The organism is Mesorhizobium sp. M8A.F.Ca.ET.181.01.1.1, assembly GCF_004792025.1.
GTDB lineage: Bacteria > Pseudomonadota > Alphaproteobacteria > Rhizobiales > Rhizobiaceae > Mesorhizobium.
The window spans coordinates 314,882-327,400 of sequence record NZ_SRTV01000008.1 but is presented as its reverse complement, the minus strand read 5'-3'; the positions used below and the strand labels follow the sequence as shown (position 1 = coordinate 327,400).

The 12,519-nt window shown below is 58.7% G+C and carries 10 protein-coding genes and 1 pseudogene; 4 read left to right on the top strand and 7 right to left on the bottom strand.

The window, feature by feature from the left end; all coding sequences use genetic code 11:
• Nucleotides 1-49 precede the first annotated feature (49 nt).
• Together EN824_RS26665 and EN824_RS26660 are read right to left on the bottom strand one after the other, a co-directional pair.
• The gene (locus EN824_RS26665; RefSeq protein ID WP_127281091.1) at nucleotides 50-490 is read right to left on the bottom strand and encodes a hypothetical protein; all 441 of its coding nucleotides are present in this window, start codon (nucleotides 488-490) and stop codon (nucleotides 50-52) included.
• Between the two features lie 322 nt (nucleotides 491-812).
• A complete protein-coding gene (locus tag EN824_RS26660; protein ID WP_210212440.1) occupies nucleotides 813-1,109 on the bottom strand; it encodes an adenylate cyclase in 297 nt (98 codons plus the stop codon).
• 691 nt (nucleotides 1,110-1,800) lie between these two features.
• Here EN824_RS26660 and EN824_RS35665 point away from each other — a divergent pair.
• Nucleotides 1,801-2,331 (top strand): annotated as a pseudogene (locus tag EN824_RS35665) (molybdopterin cofactor-binding domain-containing protein); the annotation flags it as partial.
• Entirely contained in the window at nucleotides 2,259-2,678 is a 420-nt protein-coding gene (locus EN824_RS35660; RefSeq protein ID WP_210236370.1) for a molybdopterin cofactor-binding domain-containing protein, read from the top strand. The pseudogene EN824_RS35665 and the gene EN824_RS35660, both read left to right, overlap by 73 nt.
• Nucleotides 2,679-2,883: 205 nt before the next feature.
• Here EN824_RS35660 and EN824_RS26650 read toward each other — a convergent pair whose 3' ends face one another.
• From EN824_RS26650 to EN824_RS26640, 3 genes are all read right to left on the bottom strand, one after another.
• Complete coding sequence (locus tag EN824_RS26650) at nucleotides 2,884-4,110, bottom strand: amidohydrolase family protein (protein WP_135881117.1); 1,227 nt, start codon at nucleotides 4,108-4,110, stop codon at nucleotides 2,884-2,886.
• A gap of 105 nt (nucleotides 4,111-4,215) precedes the next feature.
• Entirely contained in the window at nucleotides 4,216-7,854 is a 3,639-nt protein-coding gene (locus EN824_RS26645) for a hydantoinase B/oxoprolinase family protein (RefSeq protein WP_135881173.1), read from the bottom strand.
• Between the two features lie 174 nt (nucleotides 7,855-8,028).
• Nucleotides 8,029-8,805, bottom strand: coding sequence for an SDR family oxidoreductase (locus tag EN824_RS26640; RefSeq protein ID WP_135881116.1), 777 nt, complete (start codon nucleotides 8,803-8,805; stop codon nucleotides 8,029-8,031).
• Between the two features lie 372 nt (nucleotides 8,806-9,177).
• Between EN824_RS26640 and EN824_RS26635 the strand changes: the two genes are divergently transcribed.
• Both EN824_RS26635 and EN824_RS26630 read left to right on the top strand, forming a co-directional pair.
• Complete coding sequence (locus EN824_RS26635; RefSeq protein ID WP_135881115.1) at nucleotides 9,178-9,843, top strand: GntR family transcriptional regulator; 666 nt, start codon at nucleotides 9,178-9,180, stop codon at nucleotides 9,841-9,843.
• A gap of 205 nt (nucleotides 9,844-10,048) precedes the next feature.
• Nucleotides 10,049-10,795: a FadR/GntR family transcriptional regulator gene (locus EN824_RS26630; protein ID WP_189522231.1), complete on the top strand. Its 747-nt coding sequence runs from the start codon at nucleotides 10,049-10,051 to the stop codon at nucleotides 10,793-10,795.
• 76 nt (nucleotides 10,796-10,871) lie between these two features.
• Here the strand turns inward: EN824_RS26630 and pgeF are convergent, their stop codons facing one another.
• Both pgeF and EN824_RS26620 read right to left on the bottom strand, forming a co-directional pair.
• Complete coding sequence (pgeF, locus tag EN824_RS26625) at nucleotides 10,872-11,660, bottom strand: peptidoglycan editing factor PgeF (protein ID WP_135881172.1); 789 nt, start codon at nucleotides 11,658-11,660, stop codon at nucleotides 10,872-10,874.
• Between the two features lie 44 nt (nucleotides 11,661-11,704).
• Nucleotides 11,705-12,514, bottom strand: a complete 810-nt coding sequence (locus tag EN824_RS26620) for an aspartate dehydrogenase (RefSeq protein WP_135881113.1) — start codon at nucleotides 12,512-12,514, stop codon at nucleotides 11,705-11,707.
• Between the last annotated feature and the right edge of the window lie 5 nt (nucleotides 12,515-12,519).

The following is a 12,519-nucleotide window of genomic DNA, read 5'->3' as shown; positions in this document are numbered from 1 at the left end:
ACAGTCGGCGTTCGCGGCAAAGATGAACAGCTACCGCAGCCAGGGTTCCTTAGCCGAGGCGAGCCGGTGGCAGTTCGAACAGATTGGCGCCGTTCTCCTGGCCCCGCTCGACATAGCCGATGATGCCGAACCATCTGGCGACGTCAGGCCCCTGCAGCCAGCTGCGCGAATGGATCGGAAGGTTGCCGGCCAGCGCCTGGATATGCCTGATATGCCGCTTGCAGAAGCGCACGGTCGAGGCGCGGAAGAAATCCTCCTGCGCGGCAAACAGCGTATCGGCGGCATCGCTGTTCTCGTGCCAGGCAATGATCGCCACGGCCCTGTCGCCCTCAACGAGCGCATGCGCCCGGCCTTCCTTCAAATTCATCATCAGATTGTCGTAGGCGATCTTGCTGTCCTTGCCGGCCGCCACGTACTCGTCCGACATCCGCTTGGACAGGCCATGGAAGACATCCTCGAGATCCCCGAGCGTAGCCGCGCGTGCTCTCATCTCACCTCCTGCAGCCCCGGCAGGGAGTTTGCCCTAGGGATGGTGGGGCGCCAAGCAAATTGAATCCCCCAGGAGCCCGGTGAGAGCAAAGTCGTTCCGTCCATCGATATCCGTGAGTACCCCCACCACGCCGAGAAGTGAGCCTGGCCCGATAAATTCCGAGATCCGAGGTTAGAAAACGCTCGGATCAGCAGATTCGCCGCGGTTTTCGCGTGGTGCCGGCGAGTTTCCCGAGCTCACGCCCACAAGTGGCGTCAACTTGGCGGGATGCGTTGGCCCGGCTGCTTCGGCGGCCGGGCCTGTTGTTCCGCGGACCGTGCTGTCACCTATTATGGGACTGCTGGAAGCCGGCCACGTCGTACTGAGATACGCTCTTCGGATTCTTCGAGTTTTGCGGCTGGGTGCCGGCGTAATGTGTTCCGGCATTTCCATCCGGGTTGAAAGCTGAGCCCGGGGCAGAGCTGGCGTGGCCGGGGGTCGCACTTCCTGTTTGAGCAGTTCCGATTTCTTGGCTGGGCTGACCTGTCGTGCCCGTCACCGTGTGAACATTGGTGGCCAAGGCCATGCTGGTGGAACCTATGAACAAGCCTGCCACCATTGGAATGAGGAGATGTCTCATGATCGTTCTCCCAAAAGCATTTGATTTTGGGCGCTCGGGGTCTTGTGAGCGCCCGGCGAACTAAAGCTAGAACGCTCTTCGGACGATCATTCATCCCGACTGTCGCAAACTGTGATCTGTTTGTTTCACCGTGACACGCTTTTGGCGGCTTCGGTCTCCAGGTCCTTTAAGGCATCAGGGAACAAGAGCCTGTGGATCCCAGTTAACTGGATATGCCAGCCAAGATCAAAGAACCACAGCCGAAGCCCGGCCCGCAGCCACCGGTCCGTCGGCCAGACAAAGCACCGTCAGAGCTTGAGCATGTCGATCCGCCACCGCGAGACGTGCGGGAGGCGCCGGCACCAAATCCCAATGGCGACAAGAAAGCCTAAACGCCGACCCGCGAACGCGCCTGCAACAGGCGCATGCCACACGAGAACGATCAGGTGGTCGCTCTATATAAGAACGTGATTTTCTTTTAAAAAGATGGTGCCCAGAGGCGGAAACCAAGTGAAGGAAATTTGCCTTTGTTCCCAGATGGATGACCGTCGACTACCAGCAATTCATCCAACAAAAATACCAACCAAATATTTCTGTGGATTGGTTCGGTCCCGAGGCTATGAGGCAAATCCGTAACCTGAATGTATCTTCGACGCGGCAAGTTCTCACAGTTGCGTAATCGGCAGATCAAGTCGACGGCACTCTTCTCGGCCTCGGGGTTGGCTGCGGCTGCTACAAGGCCGCCACCGCGGCTGCGGTCGCGACGCTGCGTCTCAACGCCGACGGGACGGTCAAGGTCTCCGTCGGTGTTCACGAGATGGGGCAGGGCATTCGCCCGGCTATCGCCAACGTACTAGCGCAGAAGCTTGGCATCGGAGCTGACAGGGTCGAAGCGATCGTCGGCGACACGACGGGTGCCCCGCAGCATATCACGGCGGGGTCATGGGGCACTGCGACCGCGATCCCGGCGGTAGTGGAAGCCGCCGACAAGCTTCTCATCGAGCTTGGACAGAACCCGCTGATGACTTTGAGGGAACGCAAGGTCGGCCACTACCAAGTCGAGATCGAGCGACGCGCGCCGGATCAGCCCCAGGAGGCGGCGCAGGCCTTGAAGGCTGGCAAGCCGGCGCCGTTTGGGCCGATCTATGAAAAGTTCGTCGCTACAGCTACATCGCCCATTTCGCCGAAGTCCGCATCGAGCCGACAACGTGCCGTGTTCGCGTATCACGCGTGGTCAGCGTAGTTGATTGCGGCCGCGTCGTCAGTCCGCGTACGGCGAGGAGCCAGGTGAACTGCGGCGGCGTCTGGGGTATTGGCGCGACGTTGCGGGAGGCCAGCGAGATCGATCCGCGCTATGGCGGGTTCCTCAACAGCGACATCGCTGAATATCTCGTCCCGGTCAACGCCGATATCGGCCGCAACGAAGTAGCCTTCATCGACGAACCCGACCCGATGCTAAACAAGACCGGCGTCAAGGGCCTCGGTGAGGTTGTGATGACCGGTGTTGCGGCCGCGATCGTAAACGCCATCTGGCATGCCACTGGCAAGCGCCTGCGCGACCTGCCGATACGCATCGAAGACGTGATGTGAGCGCTGCGCGGCCTGAGACTTTCCTTGCGCGAATGTTGATGTCATGTTGCGGAGGAGATAGCGTGACGGTTCGTGATCGGCAACGAGGTTTTTAGAGCAAGCAACGACAAGCAACGGTCGGTTGAATCTAAGAGGCATGTCCAGAGGAGACCGAACTCTTTCTCGCCCTTGAGTTGGGCAGGACCGAGGCCGGGGCGACACAGTCCTAAAGCTCGTTCTTATGTATGGCTCCGCCCTTCATCACGAGCATGAGATTGTGTTCCGGGTTTTCCATGATCGAAATATCGTTGAGCGGATTTCCCTTTATCGCAATAAGATCTGCGAAATAGCCGTTGGCGACACGGCCGATTTGGTTCTCCATTTTGACCAGCTCCGCGCCGACGATCGTGGCCGACTTCAGCAGTTCCGAAGATGGAACTACCTCCCTTCGAATGGAAAATTCCTGCAGTTGGAGTTCCTGCATCATATTGCCGACTAGATCGGTGCCGTAGGCCATTGGAATGCCGGCGTTGCGCGCCAGCTCTATCGCCCTGAACGCGGGCTCTATCAGCGCCTTTTCCTTCGCGATCGAACTTGACGATAGACCTGCCTCCGCACCGTATCTGATGGCTGCCTGACATGTAACGATGGTGGGAACCAGAAAGGTGTTGCGTTCGCGCAGCAGGGCAGCCGTCGGTTCATCGAGGTAGTTGCCGTGCTCGATTGAGCGTACGCCGAGCCTAGCCGCGCGTTCGATGGTCCTGGTGGCGTAGGCGTGAACCACCACGTACAGGTTCGCCATAGCGGCCTCTTCGACGATGGCGGCAATTTCCTCCTCTGAAAATTGATCGGAATCGAGTCTGTCGGTGGGCGATGCCGCGCCGCCGCCGCCCATGAACTTGATGTGGTTCGCGCCGCGGCGGACCTCGTGGCGCACGGCACGGCGCACTTCGGTGATGCCATCGACGATGCAGCCGAGACCCGGTTGCCAGTAGGACGGGTCATAGGCGTCGACGCCAGCGGCCCGAAAATCACCATGGCCGCCGGTTTGGGACAAAGCTTTGCCGCCGAAGAGAAGCCGCGGTCCCTCGAACAAGCCTTCCGCCACTGCGTTAGAAAGCCCAAAGTCGGCGCCTCCGACATCGCGAACCGTGGTAAATCCCCGCATCAGCATCTTTTTCATCAACCGGGCAGCCTGGGCCGAAGCATAGGACGGTGCCGCTTGAGCGAGCTCGCCGAACGTGGTGTAGGCAGTAACGTGCACATGCGCGTCGATGAGGCCCGGCATCAGCGTCGCGCCGCTCAAGTCTATTGAACGCCCTGACTTCACCCCTGCGGTCGAAGGACTGATCTCGCAGATGATCCCGTCCTCAATGACGATCTTCTGGTCGGGCACGATGGTCCCATTGTCGACGTCGAGGACATTCGCATTCAGAAGGGTTGTCAAAGTCATTGAAGTACCTTCGCGATCGATGAGAAATTGCTGCCGGCTGGATCTACCGCGGCGGTAAAAGTTCAAGCGCACGATATTGGAATCGATCCGGATTGACCGAGCATTCTATTTGGCCGATCCGAACCCCCCTGGCGTAGGGGTCGTCAGGATCACCGCCTCACCCGTTTCCAGAACGGTCTGGTCGCAGGCTTTCAGCGTGTCAATCCGGCCAGTCGTGCGACGTACTTTCGTCGATCCAGCCTGGCCATCGCCGCCGCCATCGAGCCCTTTGGGCGGCCGGCTGCGGTGGGAGGAGAGGATTGCGCATTCCATTTTTTCGAGGAAGCGGATGGTGCGGCTGATGCCGTCGCCGGCGCTCCATTTGCCCTTGCCCCCTGACCCCTTTCGGATATGAAAGTCTTCAAGCAGAACCGGGAAACGCAACTCCAAAATTTCGGGGTCGGTCAATCGCGAATTGGTCATATGGGTATGCACGCCGGAAGTTCCGGCAAAGCCGCGGCCCGAGTTCATCCGTCCAGCGGGCGAACCCGAGCAGATGGTCTCGTAATACTGATAGGTCTCATTGCCGAAGGTCAGGTTGTTCATCGTCCCTTGCGCATTGGCGATAGCCCCCATTGCTCCGAATAGCGCATTGGTGACGTGCTGCGACGTCTCGACATTGCCGGCAACAACCGCAGCAGGGTAAGCAGGTTTCAGCATGCAGCCATCCGGTATGACGATGTCGATCGGTCGGAGACATCCAGCATTCATAGGGATGTTGTCCTCGACCATGACTCGAAAGGCATACAGCACCGCCGCGCGGGCTACCGGTTCAGGCGCGTTGAAATTGTTCTTCATTACCGGCGAAGTCCCAGTGAAATCTACCTTGGCCTGACGCTTCAGTCGGTCGACCGTGATCCGCACTTTGATTGACTGACCAGTGTCAGTCGCGTACTCGTACTCTGAACTGTCGGGAAGGCGTTCCAGTACGCGGCGCACACTTTCGGCCGCATTGTCTTGCACATGGCCCATATAGGCTTCCACCACGTCCAAGCCAAAATGGGCAATCATCTTGCGCAGTTCAGCCACACCCTTTTCGTTGGCGGCGATCTGTGCTTTCAGGTCGGCGATGTTCTGGCGCGGGTTGCGCGCTGGATATTTGTGGTTGGTCAGCAGCGTGTGCAGGTCAGTCTCGCGGAAGCGGCCGCGATCGACTATGCGAAAATTGTCGAACAGCACGCCTTCCTCATCGACCGTGGTGGCGAGTGGCGTCATCGAGCCAGGTGCCGTCCCGCCGACATCGGCATGATGTCCGCGAGAGGCCGCCCAGAATAGGATCGCATCCTGCGCATCATTGAACACCGGCGTCACCACCGTGATGTCCGGCAAATGTGTACCGCCGTTATACGGCGCATTGAGGGCGAAAACATCGCCGGGATAAATATCGCCGGTATTCAACCGGATGATGGTTTCTACCGAACGGTCCATCGATCCCAGATGCACCGGCATATGAGGTGCATTCGCGACAAGGGCGCCGGTCCGGTCGAAGACGGCGCAGGAGAAATCCAGCCTTTCCTTGATATTTACCGAATAGGCTGTGTTTTGCAGTGTCACGCCCATCTGCTCAGCAATCGACATGAAGAGGTTGTTGAAGACCTCAAGCATCACCGGGTCGGCTTCGGTCCCGAGTGCGGCACGGCGTTGCTTCTTCTCGATCCGGCGCAGGAGCACATGGTTGCGGGGAGTGATTTCCGCTTGCCAGCCTGGCTCTATGACGATGGTTTGGTTCGGCTCGATTATCAGGGCAGGGCCGGCGACCTTGTGCCCTGGGCGGAGGGTTTGACGCCTGTAGACGCCGGCATCCCGCCACTTTCCTTCGCAGAAGATTTTCCGCAGGTCATCAGGCTTGGCGGCTATGTCGTCGAGTTCTGATTCAGGTTCCACCAGCCCACCCCGACCACCGTCCGTTCCTTCAACCGCAACTGTCTCAATAACCATCGGCTTGTCGTCATAAACGAAGCCGAACTGCGCCTTGTGCGAGGCTTCGAAGCCCTTTCGCGCGCGCGCTATCGAGGCATCGGAAAAGTCGACCGGCAATGCTGTATCGGTACCGTCATAACGGATATGCAGCACTGGTTTCGTCGTGACGGACGTTTCGCCGACTCCCTGGGCACCCAGTTCCTGGGTAACTGCCAGACGCAACGTGGCGATCATCTCGTTGATAGCCGGAAGAAATGCCTCGTCCAGTGGCTTCAGCAAGGCTTGCTGCCGCGAGGCAAAAACCGAGGACAAGCCGATGCCATAGGCGGAGAGTAGGCCGGAAAATGGATGTATCAGCACTGCCTCCATGCCGAGCGCATCAGCGACAAGGCAAGCGTGTTGTCCGCCTGCGCCGCCGAAGCAGTTCAGCAGATATTCCGTGACGTCGTAGCCGCGCTGCACCGAGATCTTCTTGATGGCGTTGGCCATGTTCTCGACGGCGACGGTAACGAAGCCTTCGGCGACAGCTTCTGGCGTCCGCTCAGCACCGATCTCAGTGGCGAGCGCCTCGAACTTCCGCCGGACGACTTTCGCATCGAGCGGCTGGTCTTGGTTCGGGCCGAAGATCGAGGGAAAAAAATCGGGCTGCAGCTTGCCAAGCATCACGTTGGCGTCAGTCACTGCGAGCGGGCCGCCACGCCGATAGCAGGCGGGGCCAGGATTGGCACCTGCCGAATCGGGTCCGGCGCGGAATCGGCCGGCCTCGTAGTGCAGGATCGACCCGCCTCCGGCGGCAACGGTATGGATGCGCATCATCGGCGCGCGCACGCGCACGCCTGCTACCTCTGTGTCGAAGGCGCGCTCGTAGTCACCCTCATAATGCGCGACATCGGTCGAGGTGCCCCCCATGTCGAAGCCGATGACCTTGCCGAAGCCGGCGAGCTTCGCGGTCTCGACCATGCCAACCACGCCGCCGGCAGGACCCGACAGTAGCGCGTCCTTGCCCCGAAACATGTCGGCCGCAGTGAGGCCACCCGACGACATCATGAACATTAGATGCGGAGTATCTTTCCCGTCGGGGAGAGACCCGATACCCAACTCCTCCGCCACCCTTTGCACATAGCGCGACAGAATCGGAGAAAGATACGCGTCGACCACGGTCGTGTCGCCACGCCCAACCAGTTTGATCAGGGGCGAGACCTCGTTGCTGACAGAAACCTGTCCAAAGCCGAGTTCGCGGCAGAGTGTCGCGACGGCCTTCTCATGGTCGGGATATTTCCAGGCATGCATGAAGACGATGGCCACGGCGTCGATACCGTCGGCCTTGGCCTGCTCGATGGCCGGCTTGAGGGCCGCGAGATCAAGCATTCTCTCGACGCACCCGTCGGCGCGGACGCGTTCGTCCACCTCCACGACACGCTCGTAGAGCTGTTCAGGAAGGATGATTTCCTTGGCGAAAATGTCGGGTCGCGCCTGGTATGCAATGCGCAATGCATCGCGAAACCCCTTCGTGATGAGCAGCAGGACACGGTCGCCCTTGCGCTCCAGCAGCGCGTTGGTAGCCACCGTCGTGCCCATCTTGATGTCGCCGATCATGCAAGGCGGTATTGTTGCGTCCGGTTGCAGGCCCAGAAGGTCACGGATACCCTGGATTGCCGCGTCGCGATAGGCTTCGGGATTCTCCGACAGCAGCTTGCGCGGATGCAGTCCGCCATCTGGATCGCGACCGATGATGTCGGTAAACGTGCCGCCTCGGTCGATCCAGAAATCCCAACGACCAGTCATTATTACCTCTAAGCCAGTTTTGTGTTTAACAAGCGAAAGCCCGGTTGTGCTCGAGGAGGACAAAGCGCCTGCACCTAAAGTCACGCGGAGAAATCAAGCTGCGATCCGACGCACGAGCGCCCGCTGCAAAGCAGACCGGAAATTATCAATGAGTTGCAGAAATGCTTTAAAGGACTAAGATTCCACTGGAACCGTGTAATTCAAGATCATTCGACCGCCATCTACATAGATAGTTTCGCCGACGACGTAGGAAGCGTCATCACTGCACAAGAATGAGACGATGCTCGCAACCTCCTCCGGTGTTCCGAGGCGGCCAATCGGCGTGCGCGAGAGGAGCATCCTACGCTGCTCCTCGTTCTTCATGACGGAATTCCGGACAAGGTCAGTCATGATCGTTCCCGGCCCAACGGCATTTACCCGGATTCCATGAGGAATTAATCCTACCGCCATTACCGCGGTCAACTGCTTGATACCCCCCTTCGAAACTGCGTATGCCACCGAACCTGGAATGGCCAAGTGGGCATTCACAGACGACATGTTTACGACCGATCCGCCTTTGCCTTGAGCGATCATAGCTCTCGCTGCTGCTTGACCGAGAAGATAGGGCGCCTTGACATTGATGCGTTGCACCCGATCGAAAACGTCCTCCGGAAAATCTACGAAGTCGGCAATGTGGGTAATACCTGCGTTGTTGACCAGGATGTCGATCGCTCCGAACCGGGCTATGGCTTGATCTACGATCTCACGGGCCATGTCCTGGGAAATGTCTGCGAGGTCTCCAGCCCACCAGAATGCCTTGGGTCCCAAGAGTTCAGCCTGAGCCTTCACTTCATCCTTCTGGACATCAACGAGCAGCACATCGGCGCCGTCGCTGTGGAGGCGCTTCGCACAAGCCAATCCGAGACCTTGCGCCGCTCCGGTTACGATTGCCACCTTGCCATCAAATTTCATATCTTGGGTCCTCCAAAATCGTATACGTATACGATATTCAATAGCACGCCCATCTGGGTGGCTCAAGTGCAAGCTCGCTGAAATCGAAGGGAACCGGCTTTTTTTGCCACCATTGGAACGAAAGCTGCCGAAGGCGTCTCTAAGGGTGGCAGGCGGTAACATGTCGCGCTACGCAAGTGACAGACTTCGCCGGGCTAACATTTTCGGCGGAAGCGCACGGAATCAGGCCGGAGGCTGCGCCCTACGAAGCGGCATCGCGTCTCTGAAAGCGAGTTCGCGACCCAGACTTCGCCGTTGATTTAAGCCAGAGTCGTTGAGAGTTTATATTGGATACGGTAGTCGATTGTAGTCTGACCTGGTTTGGAGATCGTTTTGCCCCTCAATCCTGCCGAACTGCCATCGCTCGGTTCCGCACCGACAGCCTCAGACATCATAGCCAAACATATCCGTGAGGCGATCGTAACCGGCTCCTACAGTGACGGAGAGCCAATTCGCCAGGATGACGTCGCAAGGCTTTTTAGTGTCAGCAAAATCCCGGTTCGGGAGGCCTTGAAGCGGCTCGAGGCCGAAGGTCTGGTCGAGTTTCAGCGGAATCGCGGCGCCGTTGTCGCAAGTGTCTCAAGGTCTGAAATAGTCCAGATATTTGAGGTCCGCGCCATGCTCGAGACAAATGCACTACGACTTTCTGTGCCGCACATAACATCGGCAACGATCCAAAAAGCTTCCGAGTACTGCGACGCCTTCGCGCGCGAGACCGACGTGGCGCGATGGTCTGAGTTGAACTGGCAATTCCATTCGTGCCTATACGAGGACGCAAATCGACCGTTTCTGGTAAATCTTATCCGCTCGGTCAACGACAGGGTTGAGCGCTATTTGAGAATACAGCTCACACTCTCTGGTGATATCCGTGTAGATGACCGAGAACATCGTCAGATACTTGCCGCCTGCAAAGAAAAAAGCGCGGAGAAGGCAGCGGGGATATTGCAGAAACATATCTCCAACGCATGTAAATCGCTGCTAATGAATTTGAAGAACTGACGTCTTCCAGTTCAATCCTCTCACCTTGGCTGGGCGTGTCCATACCGGCTGAACGGAGGCGGTTTGCTTTCCAGAGGCGAATAGCAACCGACCGTCGCCGGCGATGGGCTGAAAGCTCTGAGGCCATTGTTTTGCCGCATGCTGCCTTTGCGCACTCAGTCGGCTCTTCCCCACGGCCAAATGTAATGGATTGCCCGAATCTCGGGTGTCACATAAAATCGGTGTCAACTTAGGGAGCAGACCGATTAGCAATTTCAAGGAAGTTCGTGCGCCGGTTGTCCAGCTCAAGAAGGTGCAGCGTGTGTCTCTGGTCGAGCGCGTCACTGAAGAATTGTTGCAACTCATCCAAAGCGGCACGGTGAAGCCCGGCGAGACGCTGCCGACTGAGCCGGAGTTGATGAAGATGTTGGGCGTGGGACGATCCAGTATCCGCGAAGCAGTCAGCGCGTTGGCGACCGTCGGCATCCTTGACCCCCGGCCAAGGCTGGGAACCGTGGTTCTGTCTCCAGTCGAAAATCATTTCAAGGCTGCATTTGCCGATTCGATCGCGGCTTGGGTGACCGGGGATTTGTTCGAAGTGAGGGCGATACTCGAAGGGCATGCTGCGGCCCGTGCCGCCGAGCGGGCTACCGACGAGCAACTAGCAGTCATTGAAAAAGCGTGCGACGCCGCGGAGCGAAAAATCGAGAGCGGCCAGCAGTATTTCGAGGAAAACAAGCGCTTCCACCTCGCCATTGCCGAAGCGTCCAGAAATCCGGTCCTGGTCGCGACACTACGACAGATAATAGGCGGTATGCGCGAAGTTCGTGAACGGACGATCAGCCTAGACCCGGCGGTCCGCGATCATGACGTCGAGGATCACCGCGCAATCTTCTTAGCAATAAGGAACCGGGACGCGAAGGCCGCGCGCCGGCTCATGGAAAAGCACCTGAAGTTTCCTGCCAAACCGTAGGCAGGCGGCACTCCGCAAGGCATCGATCCTGAAATCATGTCTGCGGGTGTGTTCTTTGCTAGGTAATGCCAAGCATTTAGTCGTCTTGCAGTACGATGGACGAAGCCTGGCGGCCGAAATCGGGCTCGCCGTGCCGCTTGCTGCGGCGGTAGGAATAGAAAAGGTTCTCTTCCGCAAAGGTGCATCGACACAAACCTTCGGCGGTGACCCCGCTCTTGCTCAGGCGGTCAATAGTGTAGCGGTTGAGGTCGAACATGGCATGCGACCTGTGGGGCGAGGGCTTGAAATAGGTGGCATTGTCCGCCGCGGCGTTGAGGAATAGGTCCACGAACTCAGGACCGACTTCATAGTTTTCCTGTCCGATCGACGGGCCAAGCACCGCCACAATGCGATCGCGTTCGGCGCCCAGTCCTTCCATGGCGGCGATGGTGTTTTCCAGAATACCGCTGAAGGCGCCCCTCCAGCCGGCATGCGCCGCACCGATGACACGGGCCTGTGCGTCGGCAAAAAGAATCGGTCCGCAATCGGCGGTCGACGATGCGATGGCTAAACCAGGCCTATCAGTGACGATTGCGTCGGCCTTCGGTCGTTCGCCCTGGAAGGGCTCTGACGCGACGACTACTTCGTTCGAGTGGATCTGCACGACGGTGAGGAAGCGGGCTTCGTCCACGCCCATCCAGTGCGCGACGCGGCGGCGGTTCTCCAGTACGCAGGACAGGTCGTCAAGCGATCGGAGGCCGATGTTTAGCCCGGCGTAGATATCGCGCGAGACACCACCGCTCCGCGTAAAGAACCCATGTCGAATTCCGGCGGCATCACCCAGCGATGCCGACATGAGTGGGTACGGCGTTGATTCGGGGAACATCTCGCCACCGTCTTTGTCGCTCGTCATCGGTTTTAGATACCGGGCTAGCTGCCGACGCGCAGCGTCGCGTGCAGTCCGCGCAGGCAAGCGATGACGCTTTGAGGGGTCATGCGTCCGCTAACCGCTTTCTGCGCGAAGAGAGAACTGCTGATCGTCATGGTGAATCGCCCGGCATCGCATTCGACTTCGACGGTATGGGAATTAACCGTGCAGGCCGGATCGGCCCAGATCTGAACGGCGGTCCTGTCCGGACCTATCCCCGCGAGGCTAAGGGAGGCGGCGACGTTGACATTATCGGGAAATAATCGGGCCGCCTCGCGCGCGCTGCCCTGGAAGAGCAGCACCGGTTCGGTCAGGCGGTCTAAATCGATCTGATGCTCGACCACATATTTCGCTGCCTTAAGCGCGCGCGGCGGCTTCCTTGTGGTTATCTCAGCTGTCATGATCTGGCCCTCGGCAGCAGCACGAACAGCGTCGAGGCCGAGAATTCCGCCGCTCGGGATGATAATCCTTGCACCAGTTGCGGCCGCCATGTCCACAAGATCCATTCTGGCTAACAGCGCGGCGGAGTTAACGGTAACCAAGGTTTTGCCTCCTCGGATGACCGGTTCCGCCACTTCGGCAAATGAGCCAGAGGACGCGCAGTCGACGATCAACTGCCCATGCATCGACGCCTCTGATCCGGCTATGAACTCGACTGCCTGTGGCGTTTCGGTCAACCGGGATGAATTCGGGTCGCGGACGCCAATGGCAATGAGCTCCAGATCCGCGATGCCGTCCTGGAGTGCGGATACAACGCGATGGCCTATCGTGCCGAAACCCACAACGACCGTCGGAATGAGCTTGTGTTCCATGCCCG

Coding starts and splice junctions, on each gene's coding strand:
- EN824_RS26660 (WP_210212440.1), bottom strand. CDS start 1,109: ATGAGACATCTCCTCATTCCAATGGTGGCAGGCTTGTTCATAGGTTCC.
- EN824_RS26620 (WP_135881113.1), bottom strand. CDS start 12,514: ATGGAACACAAGCTCATTCCGACGGTCGTTGTGGGTTTCGGCACGATA.
- EN824_RS26645 (WP_135881173.1), bottom strand. CDS start 7,854: ATGACTGGTCGTTGGGATTTCTGGATCGACCGAGGCGGCACGTTTACC.
- EN824_RS26650 (WP_135881117.1), bottom strand. CDS start 4,110: ATGACTTTGACAACCCTTCTGAATGCGAATGTCCTCGACGTCGACAAT.
- EN824_RS26640 (WP_135881116.1), bottom strand. CDS start 8,805: ATGAAATTTGATGGCAAGGTGGCAATCGTAACCGGAGCGGCGCAAGGT.
- EN824_RS26665 (WP_127281091.1), bottom strand. CDS start 490: ATGAGAGCACGCGCGGCTACGCTCGGGGATCTCGAGGATGTCTTCCAT.
- pgeF (WP_135881172.1), bottom strand. CDS start 11,660: ATGTTCCCCGAATCAACGCCGTACCCACTCATGTCGGCATCGCTGGGT.